The sequence below is a fragment of the Candidatus Enterococcus leclercqii genome (assembly GCF_009933135.1).
Lineage (GTDB): Bacteria > Bacillota > Bacilli > Lactobacillales > Enterococcaceae > Enterococcus_C > Enterococcus_C leclercqii.
In genome coordinates this window covers 67,539-92,461 of record NZ_MAEH01000016.1, presented here as the reverse complement: position 1 = coordinate 92,461, position 24,923 = coordinate 67,539, and the positions used below count along the sequence as shown (strand labels likewise).

Annotated in this window: 27 protein-coding genes; 19 read left to right on the top strand and 8 right to left on the bottom strand. The window is 42.2% G+C overall.

What is annotated here, in order from left to right; translation table 11 throughout:
• Positions 1–35: 35 nt before the first annotated feature.
• On the bottom strand, positions 36–653 hold the full coding sequence (locus tag BAU14_RS10880) for a DNA-3-methyladenine glycosylase I (protein WP_161900135.1): 618 nt from the start codon (positions 651–653) through the stop codon (positions 36–38).
• Between the two features lie 122 nt (positions 654–775).
• On the opposite strand from BAU14_RS10880, the gene BAU14_RS10875 reads away from it, so the two are divergent.
• The 4 genes from BAU14_RS10875 (at position 776) to BAU14_RS10860 (ending at position 4,635) form a co-directional block, all read left to right on the top strand.
• Positions 776–1,162 carry a GntR family transcriptional regulator gene (locus BAU14_RS10875; RefSeq protein ID WP_161900134.1) on the top strand — a complete coding sequence of 129 codons (387 nt, stop codon included), beginning with the start codon at positions 776–778 and terminating at the stop codon, positions 1,160–1,162.
• Positions 1,159–2,040: an ABC transporter ATP-binding protein gene (locus BAU14_RS10870; protein WP_161900133.1), complete on the top strand. Its 882-nt coding sequence runs from the start codon at positions 1,159–1,161 to the stop codon at positions 2,038–2,040. The genes BAU14_RS10875 and BAU14_RS10870 overlap by 4 nt, the downstream gene beginning before the upstream one ends.
• A 15-nt stretch (positions 2,041–2,055) precedes the next feature.
• Positions 2,056–3,327 carry a hypothetical protein gene (locus tag BAU14_RS10865; RefSeq protein ID WP_161900132.1) on the top strand — a complete coding sequence of 424 codons (1,272 nt, stop codon included), beginning with the start codon at positions 2,056–2,058 and terminating at the stop codon, positions 3,325–3,327.
• 285 nt (positions 3,328–3,612) lie between these two features.
• Complete coding sequence (locus BAU14_RS10860; protein WP_161900131.1) at positions 3,613–4,635, top strand: glycoside hydrolase family 18 protein; 1,023 nt, start codon at positions 3,613–3,615, stop codon at positions 4,633–4,635.
• Between the two features lie 235 nt (positions 4,636–4,870).
• Here BAU14_RS10860 and BAU14_RS10855 read toward each other — a convergent pair whose 3' ends face one another.
• The 3 genes from BAU14_RS10855 to BAU14_RS10845 form a co-directional block, all read right to left on the bottom strand.
• Positions 4,871–5,425, bottom strand: a complete 555-nt coding sequence (locus BAU14_RS10855) for an NADPH-dependent FMN reductase (RefSeq protein WP_161900130.1) — start codon at positions 5,423–5,425, stop codon at positions 4,871–4,873.
• Positions 5,426–5,539: 114 nt separating this feature from the next.
• Positions 5,540–5,764, bottom strand: a complete 225-nt coding sequence (locus tag BAU14_RS10850) for a helix-turn-helix domain-containing protein (protein WP_161900129.1) — start codon at positions 5,762–5,764, stop codon at positions 5,540–5,542.
• A gap of 12 nt (positions 5,765–5,776) precedes the next feature.
• Positions 5,777–6,319: a hypothetical protein gene (locus tag BAU14_RS10845; protein ID WP_161900128.1), complete on the bottom strand. Its 543-nt coding sequence runs from the start codon at positions 6,317–6,319 to the stop codon at positions 5,777–5,779.
• A gap of 266 nt (positions 6,320–6,585) precedes the next feature.
• On the opposite strand from BAU14_RS10845, the gene rpsP reads away from it, so the two are divergent.
• The 12 genes from rpsP (at position 6,586) to trmD (ending at position 19,565) form a co-directional block, all read left to right on the top strand.
• Positions 6,586–6,858 (top strand): 30S ribosomal protein S16, encoded by a 273-nt coding sequence (rpsP, locus tag BAU14_RS10840; protein ID WP_161869595.1) that lies wholly within the window; start codon positions 6,586–6,588, stop codon positions 6,856–6,858.
• 11 nt (positions 6,859–6,869) lie between these two features.
• Positions 6,870–7,115 carry a KH domain-containing protein gene (locus BAU14_RS10835; protein WP_161900127.1) on the top strand — a complete coding sequence of 82 codons (246 nt, stop codon included), beginning with the start codon at positions 6,870–6,872 and terminating at the stop codon, positions 7,113–7,115.
• Positions 7,116–7,385: 270 nt separating this feature from the next.
• The gene (locus tag BAU14_RS10830; protein WP_161900126.1) at positions 7,386–7,637 is read left to right on the top strand and encodes a hypothetical protein; all 252 of its coding nucleotides are present in this window, start codon (positions 7,386–7,388) and stop codon (positions 7,635–7,637) included.
• 152 nt (positions 7,638–7,789) lie between these two features.
• Positions 7,790–8,041 carry a hypothetical protein gene (locus BAU14_RS10825; RefSeq protein ID WP_161900125.1) on the top strand — a complete coding sequence of 84 codons (252 nt, stop codon included), beginning with the start codon at positions 7,790–7,792 and terminating at the stop codon, positions 8,039–8,041.
• Positions 8,042–8,111: 70 nt separating this feature from the next.
• Positions 8,112–8,981 carry a hypothetical protein gene (locus BAU14_RS10820; RefSeq protein ID WP_161900124.1) on the top strand — a complete coding sequence of 290 codons (870 nt, stop codon included), beginning with the start codon at positions 8,112–8,114 and terminating at the stop codon, positions 8,979–8,981.
• A 426-nt stretch (positions 8,982–9,407) separates the two neighbouring features.
• The gene (locus BAU14_RS10815) at positions 9,408–12,467 is read left to right on the top strand and encodes a VWA domain-containing protein (protein WP_161900123.1); all 3,060 of its coding nucleotides are present in this window, start codon (positions 9,408–9,410) and stop codon (positions 12,465–12,467) included.
• On the top strand, positions 12,468–14,021 hold the full coding sequence (locus tag BAU14_RS10810) for a SpaH/EbpB family LPXTG-anchored major pilin (protein ID WP_161900122.1): 1,554 nt from the start codon (positions 12,468–12,470) through the stop codon (positions 14,019–14,021). It abuts the gene before it with no gap.
• A gap of 2 nt (positions 14,022–14,023) precedes the next feature.
• Entirely contained in the window at positions 14,024–15,934 is a 1,911-nt protein-coding gene (locus tag BAU14_RS10805) for a pilin N-terminal domain-containing protein (protein ID WP_161900121.1), read from the top strand.
• A gap of 159 nt (positions 15,935–16,093) precedes the next feature.
• Positions 16,094–17,377, top strand: a complete 1,284-nt coding sequence (locus BAU14_RS14440; protein ID WP_161900120.1) for a class C sortase — start codon at positions 16,094–16,096, stop codon at positions 17,375–17,377.
• A 290-nt stretch (positions 17,378–17,667) separates the two neighbouring features.
• Entirely contained in the window at positions 17,668–18,213 is a 546-nt protein-coding gene (locus BAU14_RS10795; protein ID WP_161900119.1) for a DUF3267 domain-containing protein, read from the top strand.
• A gap of 79 nt (positions 18,214–18,292) precedes the next feature.
• Positions 18,293–18,817: a ribosome maturation factor RimM gene (gene rimM / locus BAU14_RS10790; RefSeq protein WP_161900118.1), complete on the top strand. Its 525-nt coding sequence runs from the start codon at positions 18,293–18,295 to the stop codon at positions 18,815–18,817.
• Positions 18,807–19,565 carry a tRNA (guanosine(37)-N1)-methyltransferase TrmD gene (gene trmD, locus BAU14_RS10785; RefSeq protein ID WP_161900117.1) on the top strand — a complete coding sequence of 253 codons (759 nt, stop codon included), beginning with the start codon at positions 18,807–18,809 and terminating at the stop codon, positions 19,563–19,565. The genes rimM and trmD overlap by 11 nt, the downstream gene beginning before the upstream one ends.
• 62 nt (positions 19,566–19,627) lie before the next feature.
• Here trmD and BAU14_RS10780 read toward each other — a convergent pair whose 3' ends face one another.
• Positions 19,628–20,134: a GNAT family N-acetyltransferase gene (locus BAU14_RS10780; protein ID WP_161900116.1), complete on the bottom strand. Its 507-nt coding sequence runs from the start codon at positions 20,132–20,134 to the stop codon at positions 19,628–19,630.
• 346 nt (positions 20,135–20,480) lie between these two features.
• Here BAU14_RS10780 and BAU14_RS10775 point away from each other — a divergent pair, with 346 nt between their 5' ends.
• The 3 genes from BAU14_RS10775 (at position 20,481) to rplS (ending at position 22,282) form a co-directional block, all read left to right on the top strand.
• Positions 20,481–21,071 (top strand): MATE family efflux transporter, encoded by a 591-nt coding sequence (locus BAU14_RS10775; protein WP_161900115.1) that lies wholly within the window; start codon positions 20,481–20,483, stop codon positions 21,069–21,071.
• 38 nt (positions 21,072–21,109) lie between these two features.
• Entirely contained in the window at positions 21,110–21,790 is a 681-nt protein-coding gene (locus BAU14_RS10770; protein WP_161900114.1) for an MATE family efflux transporter, read from the top strand.
• Positions 21,791–21,934: 144 nt separating this feature from the next.
• A complete protein-coding gene (gene rplS / locus BAU14_RS10765; protein WP_010754280.1) occupies positions 21,935–22,282 on the top strand; it encodes a 50S ribosomal protein L19 in 348 nt (115 codons plus the stop codon).
• Between the two features lie 133 nt (positions 22,283–22,415).
• Here rplS and BAU14_RS10760 read toward each other — a convergent pair whose 3' ends face one another.
• The 3 genes from BAU14_RS10760 to BAU14_RS10750 all read right to left on the bottom strand — a co-directional run bounded on the left by BAU14_RS10760 (position 22,416) and on the right by BAU14_RS10750 (position 24,923).
• Positions 22,416–23,549, bottom strand: a complete 1,134-nt coding sequence (locus BAU14_RS10760) for a tyrosine-type recombinase/integrase (RefSeq protein ID WP_161900113.1) — start codon at positions 23,547–23,549, stop codon at positions 22,416–22,418.
• Positions 23,550–23,900: 351 nt separating this feature from the next.
• On the bottom strand, positions 23,901–24,185 hold the full coding sequence (locus BAU14_RS10755) for a hypothetical protein (protein ID WP_161900112.1): 285 nt from the start codon (positions 24,183–24,185) through the stop codon (positions 23,901–23,903).
• Positions 24,186–24,248: 63 nt separating this feature from the next.
• Entirely contained in the window at positions 24,249–24,923 is a 675-nt protein-coding gene (locus BAU14_RS10750) for an ImmA/IrrE family metallo-endopeptidase (protein WP_161900111.1), read from the bottom strand.

The following is a 24,923-nucleotide window of genomic DNA, read 5'->3' as shown; positions in this document are numbered from 1 at the left end:
TATCCTCAGTGAAAATCGTAAAGCTGCAAGGAGATTTACGATTTTGGTAGGAATTGTTCTGTATTTTGTGAATGCGCCCAACTTGTCAGCAATTCGTCGTGGCGAAAACAGTCAACCGTATGGTCATTGATGATACCGACTGCCTGCAAAAAGGCGTAGATGATGGTTGTTCCAATAAATTTGAAGCCGCGGCGTTTTAAATCTTTGCTGATAGCATCGGATAGGGGGCTATTGGCGGGTACGTCAGCTTCGGTTTCCCAATAGTTGACCTGTGGCTGACCACCAGCAAATTTCCAGAGATAATTGCTGAAGCTACCGAATTCTGCTTGGAGTTGTAAAACCTTTTGGGCATTGTTAACAGCGGCTTCAATTTTACGACGATTGCGAATGATGCCGGGATCTTCCATCAACGCGGCCACTTTTTCCGGCGTAAAAGCTGCCACCTTTTCGATTGAAAAGCCATCATAGGCGCTCTCAAAGCTTTCCCATTTGTTTAAAATCGTGTTCCAACTCAAACCAGCTTGATTCATGTCTAAGATTAGCTTGGCAAATAATTTCTGATCGTCGAATTCCGGCACCCCCCAGATCTCATCATGATAGCTCATCATTTTTTCACTGGCAGTTCCCCAGTGGCAGCGTTTCTTTTCCGTCATTTCAGTTCTCCTCCTCGGGTGGTTTTCTATAGTCTAACAAACTTTTCTCAAAAAAGATTGCAGCTTTTTTGTGTACTGTGTATAGTAGTACACGTAGAACAGTTGAAGAAAGGAGCAAGCCGATGGTGACAATCGATAAACGATCCAGTAAGCCTTATTATGAGCAACTGGTTCTGGCAGTGAAAGAAGAAGTCTTACAAGGTGTCTTAAATGCCGGCGACCGGCTGCCTTCTGTCAGAGAGATGGCAAAAATTCTCTTAATGAATCCGAATACAGTCAGTAAGGCTTATAAAGTGTTGGAGTCTGAGCAGGTGTTGGTCACAATTAAAGGCAAAGGAACTTTTGTCAATAAAGTTAGTGATCAGCCGCGGGATGAATTCAAGATTCGGCAAGTCAAAGAAAACTTTGCAGAACTGATCGTGGAAGCCATCCATCTTCAAGTGACTGAAAAGGAAATGACCAGCTGGATTCGAGACAGCTATGAAACTTTGGGAGGGATGGTGCAATGAAAGTAAACAATCTCAGAAAGCAGATGGATGATCGAATCATCATCAATCAAATTAACTTCGAGTTGTACGACAACGAAATCGTCGGGCTTATCGGTCGTAACGGCTCGGGGAAGACCACTCTTTTTCGTACCCTGGCTGGTGATTACCTGCCAGAAGCCGGCGATATACTCATTGACGATGTTTCCATCTATCAAGAGGTTTCCAAAAAGGGTGAGATTTTTTATATTGATGAGTTGGACAACTTTTTGAAAACCTATAATTTGAAAAAAATCAACGGCTTTTATCGCGCAGCATACCCTATGTTTAATCAAGATCTTTATCTGCAACTGATGAAGGAAAACCAGTTGCCGGATCATTTGAGCTATCGTCGAATGTCAAAAGGGATGCAAGGACTTTACCAGATGATTCTGGCGATTTCTTCTAGTGCAAAGTATCTGCTATTGGATGAACCTTTTGATGGGCTGGATGTTATTATTCGAAAAAAGGTCATCGGTATGTTGTTGGGACATATTGCTGGTGAACATGGTCGCTGTGCACTGATTGCTTCTCACAATTTAAAAGAGCTGGAAGATATTATTGATCGCGCCCTACTATTGAAGGGCAAAACCATCATTCGCGACTATCGTCTGGAGTCGATGCGAGAAAATGCTCGTAAGCTGCAGTTGGTTTTCAAAACCAAGAAAATACCAGATGTCGTCAAGGAAAACTCCAAACTGCTTACGCTTCAAGGCCGAGTGATTACGGCTGTTTTTGAACGGTTTACACCAGATTTAGCTGCGGCACTTCGAGAACAGGACCCACTGCTGATGGAAGAATTGCCATTGTCTTTGGAAGATCTGTTTGAAGCCAATCTCAGCAGGGAAGGTTTTATTCAATAGAAGGAAGTGAAAAAAATGGTCAAAGAAATCTATATGAAGCGCTATGGCAAAGCGCTAATTGCTATGCTGGTTCTCGTTTTAGGGTATTTCTGTTTGATGAGTTTTTCGGCAGTCCATAATTGGCATCAAAATCAAAACTGGCTTCGTAGCGAGGAACATAAAAAAGAATTTCAGGAATATCCCGAGAGCTATTCGTACAGTGATGACAAAGGAAATATCAAAGAAGTGACATTGACTTTCGATGAGTCAGTCGAGCTTGCTTCCTATTTTTTTCAAGCAGGGTACGGGAATGAAGGACCTCATGAGCGACTCAAAAAGATGGCTTCAGGAAGATACGACTCCCAGGACGATTATTACAGTCAATACTTAGCAAATACAGGAATTGTCATTGTCAGTCTCATCGCAATCAGTGGTTTCCTCTTGTTTTTTGTCGATCAGAAGACGGCCTTCAATCGGTTTTTGTTCAGCTTGCCGGTTAGCCGGCGTCAACTTTTTTTAGGAAAGCTGTTTTATGTCGGGCTCCCGGTACTTGCGGCCTTTCTTGTCGGCAGTCTGCTTCTAGTAGTCACCGTGAAATTAGGAATTCCGGCACCGTATATGAATGCCAGCTGGGGCGAGCTGTTCATCTCAATGGGAACCAGCTTCATGACGTGCCTGTTTGCTTTTTTGATCAGCTGCTTTATGGGGACGATGGTAGGTAACTTAGTATTCGGACCATTGACCTATGTTGTCTTTATGTGGACCTTAATTTATCTACCACAAGGTTTTTCTCAAGTGACGGATCTAATCAGTATGATGCGCCACGGGATTGACTATAGTTCAGAGGATATAATTTTTGGGTATCAGCAGATGCTTCCCTTTGATATCGGGAAAAATTCGGGAAACTGGCTGTTAGGAATTATAATGGTTTTTGTTGCACTTTTGTGTTTAGTCTGGGCCTATCGAAAATATCAGACATTGTCTTTAGAACATGATGGTGAATTTTTATTGTATCCCGAATCTCGTTGGCCAATTTGGTTTGTGATGACTTTCTACTCAAGCTTTTATATGTTGACGGTCTTCAATCCAGTCTGGAACACATATCTCTATTCAAACTTATTGCAAGACAGCGACAGTGAAGTGGTGTGGCGCTACCCATTAGGAAGTGCCATCCGCACGACTATTCTTGTACTTGTGATTGCCGCAACGATTGCGACAGTGTTGTTGTTCTTTGGTCAGATCAGACGATTCTGCTCAGAAAAATGGCAAGCCCATTTGGAAAAGCGCGCTTTGAAAGGCCGAGGATAGCAGATAGGCAGTAATAACTGCTAGTGGCTAAAGACAATTGGTTATGGATTAAGTTCAGGATTTGATATTTCGAAAGTTTTTTAAAGCAGTGTAAAAGAGGCCGCTCTTTACGCTGCTTTTTTATTTAGAGAATAGACGTATTGAGTAGTCAATGCAGCAGCTTAGTGCCAAAAAAAATCCCACACAGTCGATCAACTTTTACATATTGAGGAAGAACCCGCATTTCTTTAAAGTGAAAATGTAATCGCTTAAAAAAATGGCATTGCCGATTTTATTGGAGGATTTATGAAAGAAATTATTGCTTATTTAGACGACAACAAAGTATGGGAGAAAGAAGACATTGCAGCAGAAAAACTGACGATCATCAACTATGCCTTTGCAAACATCATCGAGTTGGAAATCGTCCGCGAATTGAAAAAGATTCACCTGGTTAATGAATTAAAACAAGAACATCCTCATTTGCGCAGCTGTATCAGTATTGGCGGTTGGAGTGCCGATGGTTTTTCTGATGGGGTGGCGACTGCTGAAAATCGTCACGAATTGATTGAAAACTTAATCGCCTACATGGAACGCTATGATTTTGACGGTATCGACCTGGATTGGGAGTACCCGGGAATGGATCTGGCGGGCATCAAAGCATCACCGGAGGATGCCGCTAATTTTTTGAGCTTTGTCAAAGAGCTACGGGAAAAGTTAAACGAGTTGACGGCAAACAATGGGCGCAGCTATCTTTTGACAGCAGCTATCGGAGCAGCCAAACCGCTTTTGGATACCATGAGCCCTAACGAAAAGTATGAATATATTGACTATCTGGATTTTGTCAATGTGATGACTTATGACATGCGGGGGAGTTTCACTAAAATCGCCGGTCACCATACCAACTTAGCTCCCTATCAAGGCCAAGAATTGAGCGTTATGGAAGCGGTGGAAAATCTGCGGGCAAAAAATATTCCAAATGAGAAAATTGTTATCGGCTGCGCATTTTACAGTCGTATCTGGCGAGGCTTCGCAGATACCCAGCATCCTGTAGGAGCCAAAGCCCAGGCAGCTGGTGGCGAGACCAACAACTACAATCAATTAAAGCCTCTGTTTGACGCTCATCCGGAAAACCTTTATTGGGATGAAGAAGCCCATGCGCCGTATTATTTTGATGGGGAGCAGTTCATGTCTTTTGACGACGAACGTTCAATGAAGGAAAAAGCGGAATATGTAATGGCAGAGGAGCTGCGAGGATTGATGTTCTGGGAGTATTCATTGGATTTGACAGGGGATTTACTGCGAGCTGCAGCAAACGTAATACAAGAATAATAATAAAGGACGGTGACAGCCTTCCTGTCACCAGTCCTCTAACGATAACTTAGCAAAGGTGCACTATAAGTAAAAGACAAGCAGCTTTCCATCAAAGCATGGAAAATTGCTTGTCTTTTCGCTTGGCAATACTTATTCGACGGACGTTAACACCACTAGTTTCTTGTTTACTAAGTTGAGGGATTTTCTTGCTATCACTTAGAAATGAGCTGTGTCTCCGCTTTTTTTATCTAGCTTATGCTTTCAGCTTGTTGTAAAAATCAACATATTTTGTAATGATTGTGCGGAAGAAGTTAACGGTACCTTCTGCAATTACACCGTTTTCATCCACCAAATTAACGATACCGCCGATATAGGCTTCCGGCTGTTGTAAAGTTGGCATATCCAAGAAAACAAGGGATTGGCGTAAATGATGGTTGGCACCAAATCCACCGATACCACCTGGAGAAACGGAGACCACCAAGGCTGGTTTGCCGCCCCAGACGCTGGCACCATATGGGCGAGAACCCACATCCAACGCATTTTTCAGTGCAGCTGGAACCGAACGATTGTATTCAGGGGTGAAGAAGAAAATCCCATCCAGCGGAGCTACTTGGTCACGAAAGGCTTGCCATTCCACCGGTACATTGTTTTCTGCATCCAGATCTTCGTTGTACAAAGGCAGATTACCAATTTCGATAAATTCTGCTTCAAATCCTGCAGGTAACAGTTCTGCAAATTTTTCTGCTACTTTTTTATTATAAGAAGCAGTGCGCAGGCTACCGACGATAAAACCGATTTTCTTTGTCATAAATGGTTCCTCCTATGTGTTTATATTTAAACAAAAAGCTTTACATTATAACTAAATTCTATCGAGATTGGAGTAAAAAAACAAAAGATATGCCTAACTGGGGTCAATGAAGACTTATTTTTCTTCATTAATAGGCGAATCAGGAATATATTCCAGGATATCTCCTGGTTGGCAGTCCAATACCCGACAAATGGCATCTAATGTAGAGAAGCGCACCGCATGGACGTGGCCGTTCTTGAGCTTTGATAAATTGACATTGGTGATCCCTACTTGCTGCGAAAGTTCGTTCAGGCTGATTTTGCGATCAGCCATCATTCGATCCAGACGAGAGATAATCATAACCTTTCCCTCCTAGACTGTTTCTTCGACTTCCTGCTGCAGATCGGCGCCATAGCGGAAGATTTCGATTAGAATAGTTAGCACAATCGCCATAAACAGCGTGTTTGATAAGACGAGGGAAATGTCCAAGCTGCCGGTAAACAACCATTGAATCAGCGGCCAGACCAACAACGGCAGAAGATCAGCAACATACAAGAGTAGATTCACTTGGCGCATTTTTTTGATTAGTGGGGCAGCAAAAGGGGAGGCCCCTTCTGAAAGTAAAGCAAAATAGGAACCTGCTTGATAATACAGAGCCATCCAAGGAGGAAGTGTAAAAATAAGCGCGAGTAGATTAGCAATTTTGCTGGTTTCGGTACTTCCCTCATCGAGTGGGCCAAAAGACACATGAAAAAAGATGATACCCTGCGAGTGGGGTCGCTGGATGTTAAAACTGCTATTTTTGACAAAAAGGCTGCCAATTCCTAGTAACAACACCAAGCAAACAAGTGCCAACAAAAAGAATAAAAGAAGAGAGAGGACCTTTGACAGACGAATAATCCGTTTTTTCTTCATGGGGATCTTCCTTTCAGTACCTGGATTTTTAGTCGAAACGATTGAAACTTATGCAGAAATTTAGTTCTTTATATCTTTAAGGATAGCTAGTCATTTTATTTTCATCAATAATTATTTATCGATAAATGATAATTTTTGTTGGAGTTGCAAGGCAATAAATTCTAAATCAAAGCCGCTTTTTTTACCTGTAAAGAAAAAACTCTTTACACCGTCGTGAAAACCTGATAAACTACCCATTGTGAGAAAATTATATGGAGGTGTAAGTAATGGCAGTAAAAATCCGTTTGAAACGTATGGGTTCTAAAAAGAAACCTTTTTACCGTATCGTCGTAGCAGATTCTCGTTCTCCTCGTGATGGACGATTCATCGAAACTGTAGGGACCTACAACCCGTTGGTTAACCCAGCAGAAGTCGTGATTAAAGAAGATCTGGTTTTGGATTGGTTGTCTAAAGGTGCGCAACCTTCTGACACAGTTCGTAACATCTTGTCTCAACAAGGCGTTATGAAAAAACATCACGAAGCTAAGTTTACGAAATAAGGTGCCGGCCTATGACTGATTTAAGAGATTTAGTCTTGACGATCGTACGTCCGCTGGTTACTGAACCGGATCAAGTGAACCTGGAAATCGTCGAATCCGATGAATTTTTCGAGTATAACTTGACCGTCGCGCCGGAAGATATTGGTCGCATCATTGGCAAACAAGGTCGGGTCGCGAAAGCCATTCGGACAATTGTTTACGGTGTGCGGACAGACGGCCCCAAAAAGGTTCGTCTGAATATCCTTGACGGCAAATAATACTAATGAACACCGCTCTTCTTCGGAAAGCGGTGTTTTTTTTGTTATCAGATTCTTATCCAACTACAACTTCTCAGCCTATCGGGTTGCCAAGGAATACTTGAAAATCCGCAAAAAACGCCGAGAAATTTCTCATAGTCTTGAAGAGCTGTTTTACTCAGTCGCGACTTGTGGTAATCTAGGAAAAGATTTAGGAAACGTGCCTCGATTGGGGAATTGCGGGCGCTTCTGTTGCAAGTGAAAGGTTCTGGAGAATAAGGGGGATAACGGATGTTAACTGTTGTTTTGGTCATCCTCATCGTCTGTGCACTGGTGGCAGTGATGAAGTATGCGAAATTTTTATGGCGTATGATAGGATTGGTTGCCGCAATCCTGCTGATCTGGTTGTATAAAGAAGATATCGTGACTTGGTTCAGCCAATCGGTGGCTGGGGACGGCTTGATGAGCTTTATGACAGATGTTTCGACTACCACCAAGCATGTTTTGGATAAAGTACTTTATGGACTGGGCGATCTAATTTGATCTCCCGGTTTTTTTATTGAGAAAAAGCTTCCTGAGGCGATTCTGTTCAGCTTACCTGCTGATTTTCAGTCTTAGGACTCATGAAAGCCGCAGCTTTTTACGAGATAATTAGTGAAGATAGCGAGTCTCAGTATAAGAAAGGAAGTGAGCTTATGGAACAGATTATCGCAGTAATCGTTATTCTGGCTATTATCATCGGTATCATTAAAGTTGGCTCATTTTTGTGGCGATTAATCGGCATTGCTTTTGCACTGTTTTTAATTTGGATCTATCGTGACGATTTGAGCAACTGGTTCAACACAGTAACCACTGAAGGAAATTTGCAGCAATGGCTGACACAAGCTAGTAATTTTGTGAAACAGGCCATCCACACTGTTGGTGACTGGTTTGGGGAACTCTTGTAAGAAGCGCATTCTATTTGTCTTTTTTTCTTGTAAGGATTACCCTTAAATAAAGAAAACGAGGTGAAGGGTAATGAAAAAGAGTGTTTTTTTATTAATAGGGGTGCTCCTCTTGTCCGCCTGTGGTCATCCTGGAGAAACCGCGAAGTCTTCCGCGAGTTCAGCGACAGAAACGACCAAATCCCAAGCTACCGGCTCCACGAAACAGACTTCTGAAAAAACAAGCAGTGACATGGCATCAGCTAGTAGCACTGCCAGCTCTACGACAACAAGTTCTGGTAATTCAAGTACCGCCAGTTCCAGCAAGTCTTCAGAAGAGAGCTCAGCTGCCAATGCCACACCGGATGCATTCAAGGAGCTAAAGCAGCACTTTGCAGACGTCGTCATGCCTTCTGCGGTTCCTCATGCTGGCGGCAGCTATCTGAATATTGCCAGCACTGGAGATACAGACAATTTTAGTATTCTGTATTATGCGCTGGACCAGCCGCTAATCATGAACCACAAGGACCTCAACCATGAGAAACCCTTTGCGTCTTTCAAGAAGACCACCTATCAAACTGTCGGACAGGCCAAAGATGCGGTCGATTATGTCTATGACGACGGCGGTAAAAAGGTCAATCTCGGACACAATATCGCCGGTTATATGCAAGGTGCAGCAGGCTCTTCTTACCTCAACTGGAAAGAAGGGAATTGGGCGCTCACCGTTCGAGCCAGCAATGTCGAAGGACAAGATCCCGTTCCCACTGCCAAAGAAGTCGTCGAATACCTGGAAAAAGCCTTTTTGCCGGTACCAAAATCAGTGGGGATGATTACTATTGATTTGGCTAGTGAAAAGAATTATCGGGCGAGTACGGTGACCTGGCAAAGAGATCAAGTGGTCTACACGGCAAGTGACGAAGACCCGTTATCTGCTTTGGAAATGGCAGTTTCAACAGTGAAATAAATCAGAAAACGATGGTAATATTTCGGAAAACATTCTTTTCAGGATGTTTTTCGATTTTTTTTTTGGCTAAAAAAATGAAGAGAAGTGAACGAAATCACAAATGTAGGAAAAATCATTGAAAAATGAAAAAAACAATGCAGAACAAAATGTCACTTCATTTAATAACGAAGGTTAGAATATCTTTGAATCAACTTAAAGGCATTTATAGCATATTGAACCGTTTGATAATTTAAAATTGTTTTCTTTTTAGAACAAGTTTAAATTTTAATAAAGTTTAGTAAAGAACAATTGAAAAAATATGCCTTGTGAAATTTTTTATGAAAACGCTGAAAACCTGTTGTTTCCAATAAAAGCTTCTTTTGTGTTTTTGCACAAATCTGCGTATGATGTCTACCAATGGGAGAAAAATTAAAGGGGGTAGATAAAATGACCATGAAGCGGAGGAAGTTTTTAACCTTTTCGGCTCTTTTTGTGTTACTTGCACAAATCATCATCATGGCAGTTTCCAATATAACTGCTATCGCTGTGACACAACAGCCGGATGAAAAAGAACTGTTTCACAATGATCTTGGTTGGGCATCTCTCAGTTACGCTCCTATTGATGCCGATTCTGATCATGTTATGTGGACATTAAAACTGAATAAGGAGAGTCACAATCCACCGACTCGTTTTGCGCTGGATCTGACAGACCACAATGGACAAACGGTAGTACCGGATCAACTAACGGTTACTGAAAATTCAAATCCGGATCTGGTGTTGGGTGTGACGGATTTGGAGGGGAACCTTGTTGGAGGTCTGCAGGAACAGCAAGCAACAGGAACGTTACTAGGATCTACGATGGTGACATTTGTTACAGCAGGAGATCTGGGAAGTGTGACGGCAGTGCCTCATCTGTGGGAAGTACCAGCTGCAGAAGCAACGGCCGATAAAGCGACCGCCGATGATGCCGCAATGCTCCAGTCTGCAGAGACAGCAGTAACTGAATCAAACAGTGACAATGATTTGTTGGCGGGTAATCCCGGGGTTTCAATCGAAGTCAAAGTAGAACCTACTCAAGAGAGCAGTGCAACGACAGAAACGGAAACGTCAGGCAACACCGAGACGACAACAGAAAGCTCACAAGGGGAAGTATCAGAAAGTACCACTGAAGATGTAACTGGCGAGACGGTCTCTTCGACAGAAACAGAAACGACGCATCTCGGTGATGCAGACGATGCTGCCTTTGAAGCAGCGAAAAAAGCAGCAGAAGCACGGAATGCCGAGAACGGCAAAGCGCAGCTGATTACGCGAAGTGCTGCTGTTCAAGAAGATAAGATTGATTACAAAAACATTGTACCCACATATACAACAGACAATTCCGGAATCTATCCTGAGAATAGTTGGGTTCCTAATGGAAATGAAAATGTGAAAAATCATCAAGGTGGAACCTCTGCTAGTTGGGATAATGTAACCAACTGGGATGGTTCAGCTAAGAATGATACGAACTCTTATATTGAATATGGAGGAGAAGGTGAAACTGCTGACTTTGCAATTCGAAAATACGCTAAGGAAACCGACACTCCAGGATTGTTTGATGTGTTCCTAAATGTTCGTGGAAATGTGAAAAAGAAGATTGAGCCACTAAATATTGTTCTAGTTGTCGATTGGTCCGGAAGCATGAAAGATAATGATCGAGTGGAATATGCAAAGACAGGTGTTAAAAACTTTTTGGATGAAATAAGTAAGAGTGGCATTTCAGACAAAGTTAGTTTAGGATACGTTGGGTATTCGAGCGAGGATGGGGACCGCAATGGGAACTACACCAACTTTTCTGTTGGCTTAAGTAATTTTTCGACTGCCAAAAAAGAAATTGAAACTAAAATTGCGAGTCATACACCAAATGGCGGAACATTTACGCAAAAAGCCTTGCGTGAGGCAGGTAACATGTTCAAAGGGACCGGCCGTAATGTCATCGTCTTATTGACTGATGGTGTGCCAACATACTCCTACAAAGTAACGAAAGCTAGCACTCTTGATGGTGAGGTTTATGGAACAGAATTCAGTACTAAAGTGGAGGGCCAAGGTAGTACAGATAAACTCTCTTCAAGCTATTTTGCTGGTGGAAAAGGCGGCCCAGTTATTGCAGACACATACCCTGCCACACTCGGTGAAGCAAAATTAATCAAAGATCGTGGGATAGAAATTCATGGATTGGGTATTCAACTCACTGGTGATAAAAGCTACTTGTCTACAGAACAAGTAGAAGAAAAAATGAAAAAAATTGTTACCACCAATACGGACGGTACTTTTTATTATGAATCTGCAGAAAGTGCATCTGAGATCTCTGACTATCTGACAAAGAAAGCTGTTCAACTGACAAGTACAATCAACGACGGTACGGTATCAGATCCTATTGGGGAACAATTCTTGTTAGATAAAAATTCTGTAGAAATTTCACGTGTCACGTCTTCGACTGCGATATTACCAACGTTAGAGATAAGCAATGACAATGACCTGATTTCTTTAAAAAATCTGAACTTGGGTAAAGGACAGGAAATTCAACTTCATTACCAGCTTCACATCAATACGGAGGATGAAAATTTTGTTCCTAACAAATGGTATCAAATGAATGGGCAGACCACGCTGATACCAAATGGGAATAACCCATCAAATGAAGTTGACTTTGGGATTCCCTCTGGTAAAGCACCTGGGACACAAATCTCAATCAAAAAGATTTGGGAAGAGTTTGATGGCGATAAAACCGGAAGAACCGATGTGTCATTTTCAATTGCAAGAAATGGTGTTGAATACGGAACAGTCAAAATGGACAAACAAGACGGCCATGATACATGGGAACAAAGTTTTGATTCTATCCAGGTTTCCAACAAAACAGTTTGGCTTCCAGAGTTTGATAACAGCGGGAAGAATTTCACATACACGGCTACTAAAGAAACGGATGTTCCGACTGGCTATGAATCAATAGGGACTAGCGACAACAATACTTGGACAAATAAAAAGATTTTTACCAAACTTGGACTGGAAATTATTAAAAGATCAGACGACAGCGAAAAAACTCTACTATCTGGAGCAGAATTCATTCTTAAGGGGAATGGTCTACCAGATGATGGTGTTACCCTCAAAGAGACTAAAAAAGGACACTATGTTTTGCCTGATAACTATTCACAAAGTCTGGACAGAGGACAAACATATAGTTTAGAAGAGAAGAAAGCACCTGATGGTTATCAAGTTTTAGACAAGCCGATTACTATTGAAATTAAAGAAAATGGTGTTGTTTCAGTGGTGGGTAACTCTGTTGATCAAATACTTGACAATTGGATTACAGGTGAATCCCCAAAAGTGATTGAGTTTGCTGTCAAAAACACACCAAAAGTCCCACTCCCAGCGACAGGTGGTTCGGGTATCTGGCTGATTCTTCTGACTGGTGGCATTGCGGTGACAGCAGCAGGGATCTACTTCCTTCGTCGTAAAGATCAGGGGGTGGCATAAATGAAAAAAGTGATGAAAATTGCGTTATTTGCTCTCTTAGTGATTCCAACGTTACTGATTGCCGGTGGACGCGCAGAAGCAGCTGGTGAAGAAAATGTTGACTTTATTCTTCACAAAATCGTCTTTCCAGATGGTCAGCTACCTGAAGATCTTCCAAATATTGGTGATACGACAGGTGAGCACGCTGATTTGTTGAAGGAATATCGCGGGTTAAATGATGTGACTTTTGCAGCCTATGATGTGTCAGAGGAGTTTTATCAGTTGCGAAAAGAGGGGCAGTCTGTTGAAGATGCCCAAAATATTCTCAGCAATATGTCTGAAGATAAATTGGAAGCATCCGCAGCAACGGCTGTCACACAAACTGTTGCAGGGGAAGAAGGCACGGCTCAGTTCCAGTTGCCTGCAAAAGACTTCCAAAACAGAGATGCTGTTTATCTGTTTCACGAAGCAAAAGCGCCAAGTGTCGTGAAGGAAAAAGCAAAAAATATGGTGGTTGTGTTGCCGGTGTACTTGTCAGAAAATCAACCTCTGACTACGATTCATCTCTATCCGAAGAACGAGGAGATTCCTCATGAAAAGCCGAGCTTCAAAAAAGAAGTTATTGGCAAGAATGCAAGTTATGAATTTGGCGATATCATTCCCTTCGAGGTAACCACGGAAATACCTTTGGACATTTTGGATTATAAGAAGTTTGTAATCATGGATGATTCTGATTCTGCCTTGCATTATCAAAAAGATAGTTTGAAACTGACGCAAGAAGGCAACGAGCTTTCCGGTATGTACAATGTCTCGACACGAGCAAACGGCTTTACAATCGACTTTACAGATATTAAAGCCCTCGGTGCATTTGCCGGTAAGACCGTGACAGTCAGCTATGAGATGCAGCTTGTCGCAGAAGTTTTAAAAACCGATCTATTTACGAACATAGCCAAATTGGATACCGACCATGAGACGATTGAACGAAAAGTCGAAGTAGAAACTGGCGGAATGAAATTCAAAAAAGTTGATTTGAAAGAACAAACGACTGGTTTGAAAAATGCTGAATTTCACGTTTTGAATAACAAAGACCAGCTGTTGACTAAGACCGAAGCCGGCTATGCATGGACGGAAGATTCAGCGGATAATCAGCTGGTAACCCTTGTTTCAGATAGCCAAGGAGCCTTTGAAATCAACGGATTAGCTTATGGGGAATACAGCCTGCAAGAAGTCAAAGCACCCGCCGGCTATCAATTGAGTAATCAACCTGTCACTTTCACAGTTAGTGCTGACAGTTATCAAAAAAGCGGGGACCTGCCGTTAAAAGTTGTCAACTTGCAAACAGAGGTGCCACCGACTGATCCAAGTGAACCAAATGAACCGAACGAACCGAATAAACCAAAAACTCCGGATACCGGTAAAAAACCGAAACAGCCAAAAACACATCGAACGGCTCGTTATCCGAAAACCAATGATACGGTTAATCATTCTATGATCTGGTTAGGCGCCATCTTGATCGCTGTGGTAGTGGTCATCTTGTGGCAGAACAATAAAAAAGCAGGGAAAAAGGAGAAATGAAAATGAAATCGAAATCGGGAAATAGAGCATGGGGAATCATTGCATCGGTAATCATGGTATTACCATTTTTACTGGGGCTTGGCGGGTTCGCTACAAAAGCTAGCGCTGAAGAAACAGTGCCAGAAACGCAAACGGTGATTTTGCACAAAAGACAATTTTCTGATTTAGGTGATATAAATATATCAAACAATGGAGATGAATTTGGCGAAGAAGAACTCCAAAAGCTTGGAAAACCATTAGAAGGTGTTACTTTTACTGCATATGATGTAACTACTGAATATTGGAAAGCATATAATGCTGCAACTGGCTCTAAGGAACAAAAGGAAGATGCCGCTGTTACTGCTGCCAAACAACTTTCTAATGACGCGGAAGGAATCGCATTCGAGCCAACAGACGAAAATGGACAATCTGAGTCCGATTTACCGACTACTTCGAATGGGAAAAACGCAGTCTATCTTTTTGTTGAAACAGGTTTTCCTGCAGGTGTCGTACAATCCAAATCTGCACCCTTTATATTGGGTTTGCCTTCAGTAACAGACAATAATAATAATAATAATGAATATCGTTCAGAAGTTCATGTCTATCCAAAGAATGAAGTCGTAACGAAAGCTCTTCAATTCACTAAATTTGGTGTAGACGTTAACGGCACAGCAAATCCTTTAAAAGGGGCAAAATTTGTGCTGAGAAATGATAAGGAGAAATACCTTGGTAGTGATAACAATTTCACTGTAGATGAAGCAGCGGCTAAAACAGAAGCTGCAATATTTACCTCTAATGAGGAAGGTCTTGTGACGACTGGTGATTTGTTGCTATCCCCTGGTGACTATAAGTTTTATGAAGTCGAAACAGTTAAGGGGTATCATTTTGGGGAAGAAGCGGTGGTTACTGCTCACGTAGATAACGATTTGAATATTACCTATTACTATTTTGATAAAACTAAAAATGAGAAAGAAGCTAAGGAAGCTGAAGCCTATAACTATCAAGTGCCTGCTCCGGTTAAAACACCAAAAGAAAAAGACTTTGATGTTAATGCTCCTATCGTGTTCACCATTGAACAGAAGATCCCTCTAGATATTGCAGACTATACACAGTTTAAATTAAAGGATACGTATGATAAAAATCTCCAACTGACTTCGACTAAGGATGATATTCTGGCCTCTGCTTCTATCAAGGAGGACAAAATAAAGATTGGCAATTTGGCAACATATACTGCAGAAGATGGTGTCTCGTTCACTCTTTATTTCACTAATCATATCCAAGAGTTAGCTAAATATGCTGGTAAGACGATTCAATTCAAAGCTACCATGAAGATTAAACCAGGTGCTACGATTGCCACTGATATAAATAATACAGTCACATTTGTTAACAACTTTGACCCAAAAACTGATACTGCTAAAGTCAAAACATATGGTAAGAAATTTGTCAAAAAAGATCTAGCAACAGGTGAAACACTAAAAGATGCTAAATTTGTTGTAAAAAAAGGCGAACAATATCTTCAGTATCAAGATTCTAACGGGGAAAAAGTAGAGTCATATACTTCCAGCGACTTGATTGCAGAATATGCTGTGAAATGGGTGGATACTGAAGTTGAAGGTACTGTTTTCGTTTCTGGAAAAGATGGTGTCTTCACAGTCAATGGTTTGGCACAAAATGATGAAAAAGGAAACAAAATTGAATACTCACTTGTAGAAACAGAAGCTCCAGAAGGTTATGTTTTGCCTTCAAAAGACCTGGGTGTGACATTTAAGGCTGATGATGGCGAAACAGAGTTGCAGCAAGTCAATAACAAACACAAAGGCACACTTCCTTCAACTGGTGGCATGGGGATCGTTGCTTTTGTAGCAGTCGGTATTGCAGCAATCGGTGGTGCGTATGTGTACTTTGCTAAAGGGCGCCGTCATATCGAAGGTTGATTGAAAGATGCTTAAGTAAGCGTTAGTAACAATTGCTTAAAGTGAGTGGTTTCAATAGAATAGTGAGATAGAAAAGTAAAAAAATGCTCAGAGACGGTGGCCGGCTTGATTAGCTGCCGCCGTCTCCTACTACATAGAATCAAAGAAAAGGTTGAGAAGATGGGACGAAAAAAAAACTCGGAGCAACAACCGCCGCAAAATCTGCAAAATGATGGCGGTAATGAAGCGCCAAACCAAACACGCAATCAAAAAAAGGATAAAGCACCCAAACATACCAAACGATTGATCACCGATATTCTGATGATTGCTATCTTGGTTGCTGGAGTGATTGCTCTGTTGTATCCATTTGTCAGTGACAAGGTCAACGAGATTTTGGATCAGCAGATTATTACCTACTATCAAAACAAGGCCAACAAGGAAAATGAAGCAGCATTGGCAAAGGTCAAAGCTGAGCAAGAGGCCAAGAATAAAAAACTGGCCAAAGAAGGCAGTAATCCCGGGGCAGATCCTTTTTCTGATGCCCGCAAGAAGGTCAAAGAAGAATCGACACCGGACTACTACCAGACCCATACGATTGGAATTATTCGCATTCCGAAGATCAACGTCAAGCTGCCGATTTTTGATGAAACGACGGATCTATTTCTAAGTAAAGGGACGTCACTGCTGGAAGGAACTTCGTATCCAACAGGAGGCAAAGATACCCACAGCGTGATTTCTGGTCATCGAGGCTTGCCAGAAGCCAAACTGTTTACTGATCTGCCGAATCTCAAAGAAGGCGACCATTTCTATATTGAGATCAATAATGAGACCCACGCCTATGAAATAGATCAGCTGAAGGTCATCGAGCCGACTGAAACGGAAGATTTGCATATCGAAGCAGGGAAAGACTTGGTTACCTTGCTGACATGTACGCCGTATATGATCAATTCTCATCGCCTGTTAGTACGGGGGCATCGAATTCCCTACGTTCCGGAAATGAAAAAAGAACTGAACAAGTCTGACAATGATCGTAAGCTGAAACAGATTCTGATTCTCGGCGGGGCAGTCGTGACTGTTATCTTGTTGCTTTGGCTATTTTCTCGTTGGTTGCGAGGTGTATTGATCAAAGGACGTCGCTACGAGCTGCTTTTTTTAATTCAAGATGAAGCAGGTCAGCCGATCAACGGACTGCAATTTGCATTGTATTCCAAAAATGGCAAAATTCCAGTGCAACGTGACGGCCAACAGTTGGCGGCTGTGACCGACGAGACTGGGCGCTTTGTAATTGCTGATGTGCGTGGTGGGCGATATCTAATTAAAGCTGTCGGTGACAGCAGCCTACGCTTCAAAGTAAAAATCACTAAACCAAAGGCACAGCGCTTTACGCTGACGCCCCTTAAAACGAGCCCTATCCGATTGGTGAAAGCCGATCAGGGTTATTCCATATTTATCCTCTCCCAATGAGTGCCGGCAGCCTCCTCCCTTTGGCGGTCGGCTACCCATAGCCTCCGGAAAAATCTGGCGTTTTTTTTGCTGTCCGGTGTGGGAGCTTTGCGTGAGGAGGAAGAATGAAGGTGAGGCGATTTTGCCGGTGCTCAAGCAGGAAATTCGCGGCTCTTATCATTCGTGTCATAGGAATTTTAAGTAGGGGTTTAAAATTTCGTCAATATTCTGATGATTTTCAGAAAATGCACGGTTACACTTGCAAGATATGATATAATAACGGCAATTCATTAAAGACAGGAATGAGATCAGTGTATCTTTTTAAATCATATAACCTATTGGAAGGTTCTAAGACAGCCCTGCGTCTAAACTGGGGCGCATTGGTATTGTTTATTCTATTATTGGCAACAGCATGGGTGCTGACAGACCGCTTGCAAGTTTCTATCAAGCATTTGGCTTTTGCGACAGATGCTTTGCTGTTTTTCGGCGGCTACTTGGGAGTCACGCTGCTTCATGAAGCTGTGCACGCACTTTTTTTCAAAGCCTTTGCGCCGGGGAAAAAGTTGGTACGAGGTGTCAAAAATGGCTTTTCTCATGTGACTAGTCCCAAAAGTCGCTACACGAAAGGGCAGTTTATTTGGATTACTTTGGCACCGTTTGTTCTATTATCTATGATTGGTGGAGTGCTTATGGCAGTGTTCGGTGTTTATTTTTGGCTGGGATTGCTGCTGATTACCCACGGGGCTTCTTGTATCGGGGATTTTTATTTGGGGTGGCGTCTGCGAAAAGCGCCGAAGACGGTCATGATCGAAGCCACCTCGCAAGGAATTGACCTCTATTTGCCACAAGTCAAGTAGCCAAGGTGCGGCCAACATGCTAAAATAAAACGGATCTGAAAAGAGCTGATCTGTTGAATCAACTAAGGAGGCGTCCATCGTGACCGAGTATTTAAATGTAGGAAAAATCGTCAACACTCACGGAATCCGTGGCGAAGTGCGGGTGATTTCCCAGACGGATTTTCCTGAAGAGCGTTATCAAAAAGGAGCTACACTCGTGTTGTTCCGAGAGCATAAAGCACCTTTAGAACTGACAGTAGCCGGCCATCGCAAACATAAAAACTTTGATCTGTTGACTTTTGAAGGCTATCCTAATATCAATGATGTGGAGCCGTTTCGAGATGGTATTTTGAAGGTCTCGAAGGAAGACTTGGTGGATCTTGAAGAAAATGAGTTTTATTACCATGAAATCATCGGGTTAACTGTAGTAGAAGAAGACGGCAGGGTTATTGGCAAGGTTAAGGAAATTTTGTCACCAGGAGCCAATGATGTTTGGGTCGTTCAGCGCAAAGGACAAAAAGATGCGCTGATTCCTTATATCGAATCTGTAGTGAAAAAAATCGATTTGGAAAATGAAGTTGTGACAGTAGAAATTCCGGAAGGGTTGTTGGACGATGCGGATTGATGTATTGACACTGTTCCCGCGGATGTTTGAAGGCCCGATGGGAGAATCCATCATCGGCAAAGCACGGGACAAAGAATTACTGGAAATCAATGTCTCCAACTTTCGAGATTTCTCTGACAATAAGCACCACACTGTCGACGATTATCCCTATGGCGGCGGTGCGGGGATGCTTTTGAAAGTGCAGCCTATCTATGACAATATCAAAGCGATTGAAGCTGAGACCCCGGATACCAAAAAGCGGGTAATCTTGTTGGATCCTGCTGGCAAGAAATTCGATCAGGAACTAGCAGAAGAGTTTTCTCAAGAAGAGCACCTGGTATTTATTTGCGGACATTATGAAGGCTATGACGAGCGCATTCGGACATTGGTGACCGATGAAGTTTCATTGGGAGACTATGTTTTGACCGGTGGCGAGCTGGGGGCGATGGTTATGATTGATGCGACTGTCCGCTTATTACCAGAAGTTTTGGGGAATGAAACCTCTGCACAAACTGATTCTCATTCTACTGGTTTGTTGGAGCATCCCCAATATACTCGTCCTGCTGAGTTCAAGGGCATGGCGGTACCGGAAGTCTTGTTAAACGGCAATCACAAGCTAATTGAAACATGGCGGCTAAAAGAATCTCTTCGACGTACTTATACCAGACGACCAGATATGCTGGAAAAATTCCCGCTGACACCTGAAATGGTGAAACTCTTAGCAGCAGTAAAAAAAGAGACAGCTGCAGAAAACGACACAGAAAACTAAAAAGACAACTCAGAAACCCGCCTTGGTCCTTAGTTGACCGGCAGGGAGCCTGAGTTGTTTTTTTAAGTTTCGACTGAGAGCGTGTCATCAATGTAATAAGCCATAAGGTATTCGTCCACCCAGCGACCGTCCAGCCAAAATTCTTTTTGCAGGAGACCTTCGTCCACGAAGCCGAGCTTTTTGTAAAAAGTACGGGCACCTGGATTCGTTGTGAAGACTTTCAATGATATTTTTCCGATTTTTTCTGCGGGGGCCCGGCGAATCAATTCCTTCATTAAGCGACGACCAACGCCTTGCCCTTGCGCTTTAGGGGCAATGCTGATGCCCAATTCCCACTGGCGGCTGTGTCCAGGCAGAGGGGAAGGGTGGTGATAGCTTACAGAACCCAAAACCTCGCCGGTGCTCTCGTCTTTGGCTATCAAAAGTTGCTGCCGCCAAAGTCCTTCTGCATAGCGGTCGAAATCCTCGTATTGAAAAAGCGCCGGGGTATTGTCACAAGTCCAAACCGCTTTGTCGATAGCCCAAAACTGGGGAATATCTTCTTGAAGCAACTTATCAGTGATAATCATGAAGCTCACTCCTTTTGTGCGTCTTTTCTTTAGTGTAGCAGAACTGACGACAACACCAAAACAGGACCGCTTACTTTTTCTTGAGAACAGCTGTTTTCCATGCTATGCTTTTTATAGGAGAAACAACCATGAAAGGACGGGATGCCAAAATGGCAGCGCCTGTACGATAATTCATCTTCCAAACGGATAAAAATAAGCTTCTAAGGGAGGTTTATTTGAGATGAATTTTTGTATAACTGATCCTGAAAAGGTGCGACAAGCAGAGTTTTTTGGGAGACGGCGGCTAGCGGTCTTTTTTTGCTTACGCAGAAATAATCTTTTCAGTTCAGTGGAAGGGTTGTTGAAAATGAATCAAAATCGTAATCTGCGTAACGAACTAAACACCTTTTCGTTGCCGCTTGTAGGTAAAAATATTGTTCAATTAATTGTTGAATTTTGGCTCGCAGTTGTTTCCGGTCATATTTCTGCGAATGCCATCGCTGTGATTGGGACGGTAGACGGACTCTTGTATTCTCTGATTGGTATTTTGGGTAGTGGAACAGTTTCCTATATGATCTATGCTTCAAGAGTTGAGGATAAACATTCGCCAGCTGCCCGAACTTTGTTCAAATCCTTGTTGCTATTGAATTTGGGCTTAGGCGTATTGCTCGTCAGCTTAGGTCTGCTGTTTAGCGGTGTGATTTTGAAAGGAATCTATCGGTTTGATGGTGAACTTCTTGAGCTGGGAAACCGCTATATGAGAATTAGTAGTTGGCACATTTTGCTGACGCTGTGCGTGTTTTCACTATCAAATCAGTTGAAAGTTGTCAAAAAAACCGGCGCTGTTTTTCGTGCTGGAGTCTTTAGTAGCGGTGTACAGCTAGCTTTGACTTGGCTATTGGCAGTCCAACTATTGACAGGAAACGAGCGGATATTGGCATTGCTTGCGCCGGTCTAGCCTCTGAAGCCATACTTTGTCTATATTATGGTTGGCTATTGAGAGATGAATTAGCAGCTCTAAGAGGCATCAGAGGAGAGCAATGGCTGTTCCTGTTGAAAAAGAGCGGAATCTTATTTTTACAAGAATTGCTAGAAGGTTCGGTGTTCCAAGTCCTACTGACGGCCGCTCTTGTCCGGTTAGGTGGTCTGATATTTGCCGCTTATCAGGTTTGCCGAACATTGACCGAGATTTTTCTAGCACCGATGTTTATGTATTGCAGCGGGTTGCTGGTTCTTATAGGTGAAAAAATTGGAAAGCGAGAGTTAGATGAAGCTAGGCAACTACCAAAAATAACGCTACAACTGATTATTGGAATTTATGGGATTCTGGCTATTTGTAGTTGGTTTTGGCAAAAGTCACTGATTTCTTTGGTAACAGATATTCCTCAAGTTGCCCAGACGGCTGTCTCGGTTTTGGGTGTAGTGATTCTTTGTGAAAGCACTCGACCATTTTATGAAGTTCACAAGTATAGTCTACAAGCTCTCAGCGGCGAAGAAGTGGCTTTAAAAATTACTGCGTGTGTCAACGGATTAGTGCTCCTGTTGCTCTGGTTACTTCCCAATCGCTTGGAGGTTATCTTGTTATTAGCTGCTGCTGGAAATTTAGGAGCAGCAGGCGCCTTTCAGCTAAGTTTTAAGCGCCGACTGTGCCGCATCCGTCATGGGGAAGAGAAGTAGGCCATCCAGATGCCGTTTATAAAATTTACTTTACAGGGGCTCATCTGTGTGGTAACATATTTTGGTGAGCGCACTGCTCAACAATTACGATATTCCGCTGGGGTATATGACCTTATGAATGTTTGGAAATTAGGAGAATGCAAAATGAACCCATTGATTCAAGAATTGACTCAAGAGCAATTACGCTCTGACATCCCGGCTTTCCGCCCAGGGGACACTGTACGTGTTCACGCAAAGGTTGTCGAAGGAACTCGTGAACGTATCCAGTTGTTTGAAGGTGTTGTTATCAAACGCCGCGGCGCTGGTATCAGCGAAACTTACACTGTTCGTAAAATCTCTAACGGTGTGGGTGTTGAACGTACTTTCCCATTGCACACACCGCGTGTTGCAAAAATCGAAGTCGTACGTTACGGTAAAGTTCGTCGTGCGAAACTGTACTACCTGCGCGCATTGCACGGTAAAGCAGCTCGTATCAAAGAAATCCGTCGTTAATATCTGTTATATGAATGACGAAAGACCACTGTTAAATCAGTGGTCTTTTTCTTTTTATTTGTTATATTTGTTTGTGGGAAATGTGTAAAATAGCTCTAAATATTAGCTCTGGGGGCAGAATGGGGGCAAGCTTTCAAAGCAGTTCTAAATTTGTGGCGAGCTTCTCTTTTGTTTTCTTCGTGACATGGAGATAAATCTGCTGTGTAATCTTGCTATCCTCGTGACCCACTCGATCTTGAATCACATACATAGGGACACCAATTTCAGCTAATTTTGAAATGTGAGTGTGGCGAAAGATATGCGAACTCAGGGGTTTATCTTCGGAAAAGCCCATTCGAACTTTATGATTACGAAGAAATGAGTTGACGGCCTGCAGCTGAAAGGGGGTACCGTGAGATGTCTGAAACAGGAAAGAACCCTCTGGATTCATTTCTAACTGTTTTTGATAAATTTCGACAGCCTTCGAAGACAGAATGACGTCACGTACACCAGCAGCTGTTTTGGGCATATTGGATTTCGCCATCTCGTGTACCTTGCGACCTTTCGCCAGCATGGTTCCGTCAACCTTTGCAATCCATTCGCCGTCCTCTTGCTGAACAACGTCAGATTTCTGGAGTGCAGTTCCTTCGCCTGCACGCATACCGGTGAGATAAAGCCATTGGAAAAGTAAGGCATATCGGCTATTTGCTTTCTCAGTATATGCTATTAGCTGTTTATACTCATCATCTTCAAGAAACTTATCTTTAATCTTCTGTCCACCAGTATTTCTCTTGAAATTGATTTCTACCTTTTCTATTGGATTATTTATAATATATCCTTGACGAACGGCATACTTCATCATCTGGTTCAGTTTTGATTTGATAGTGGAGACATATGAGTTGGAGAGTTCCTTTTCGTAGACATAGCCATCGAGGATCTTATTTAGGAGTACATAATCAATTTTGTTTACAATTGCATCGTGTCCAATGTCCTTCAGCGGTGCTTTAAGCATATCTTTAGTTGGGTAGTAGGTACCTTCTGCGACCTGCTGCTTGTAGACCTCATACCATTCATCATAAAGCTGTTTGAGGGTGATGTTCGGTTTCTTTAGTTGAATCTGATTCATCGCGTCAGCAATCTTGTTGTTTAGTGCATACTGAGCGTCTTTCTGCGTCTGCCTGGTCTTATTGTCAAAGGTGATACTGACACGTTTGAGCTTACCGGTGTAGGGGTCTTCGTACCGTTCAGAATACCTGTACTTTCCATTTGCTCTTTTTTCAATCCACATTGGTAATCCACTCCTATCTTTGGTAAAATAGGCATAACGAATAAGCCTATTTGCGGTTTATTTTCAACACATCCACGTTCTTGTCAGGGGCAGTGGGTGTTTTTTTTGATTGATGTACTTGAAAACTGAACTATTTGATTAAAAAGCGATAAACTAGATCAATTGCGAGTATCGCTATTATAATCCACAAAGTAATCCTCGCAAATAAAGGTTTTCCGAAGTAAATAGAAGCTACATCTTCATGTAGTTTTTTTCTGGCCTTCTTTATTTTACTTTTCATTATTATCCTCCTGAAGAGTATATCTCTGTCGAAAATACGAGTAGATTGGTTTTAGGTACGGAAAGGTAGCCCTACTTTCCGCGAAATACTTTGCCGCACTCGATGCAATGATACTCTCGGGACTTATTATCTTTTGTTCCTCCAAACATAAGGGATGTACCGCCACTTAAAACGGCCGCTGCGACCTTACCCTTAGATTTTTTCTTGATTTTTTTCTCTTTGTGATTAAAGACGGTAAATGGTTTCAATGGGTTCAAATTTAGACTGGAGCTGCTTTTTGTTTTCTTTATGTTCACATCAGTCCCGATCAATTGTACGTTAGTGCTCTTACAGCTGGGGCATTTCAATTTCGCCATTTTTCATTCCTCCAATAATATTTTTACGATATCTCGAAATCGAGGTTCGCAGCATGGGCTTTTTTATATCGCTAAAAGTTCGTAAAAAGGATCAGTGTACATAGCAATTTTTTCCCAATTATGCCCAAGTGTTCGAAGTGATCCTGTAGCATTAGTGTTCACCATTCGGGATGCTGATTTTCGAGAAAGATCCCAGGAAGAACCGATGTGAGTGTGCATTGTCTGAGCAAGTCTCATATATAGAGCCGCTTCTGAAATCCCATACCTTTTTGAAAGGTGGACAGGTGCGGTTCCTTTTTTTAGTTCAGCAATCAGAACAGCATCCGGAATTAGGATAGCAGATGCTCCAATATTTGCTTGAAATTCTTGAATCATCTCGACAGGACTATACTCCAAACAATCTTTCGTATCAGAAAACATTCCAGTTCCCGATTTCATATGATGTAAAAAGTGAGTCATCTCATGTGATATGGTGAAATTTTGGTGATTAATTGGCATTGACATATTGTAAGTGAGAGTAGTCTCAAGTTCATCTTTAACAATCATTCCAGAAATAACTCCCCTAGATTTTCCGGGAAAACGATACCCTCTAATTTGAACGCCTTGTTGTAAGATCTGCGTCCAAACGACTTGTCGATTGTAATTTTCAGAGTTCATCTCGCTATCTAACATCATTAGAGCGAGTTCTGAATTAATCAATTGAGAAAAATGTAAATACTCATCTACAGCTTCTGACAT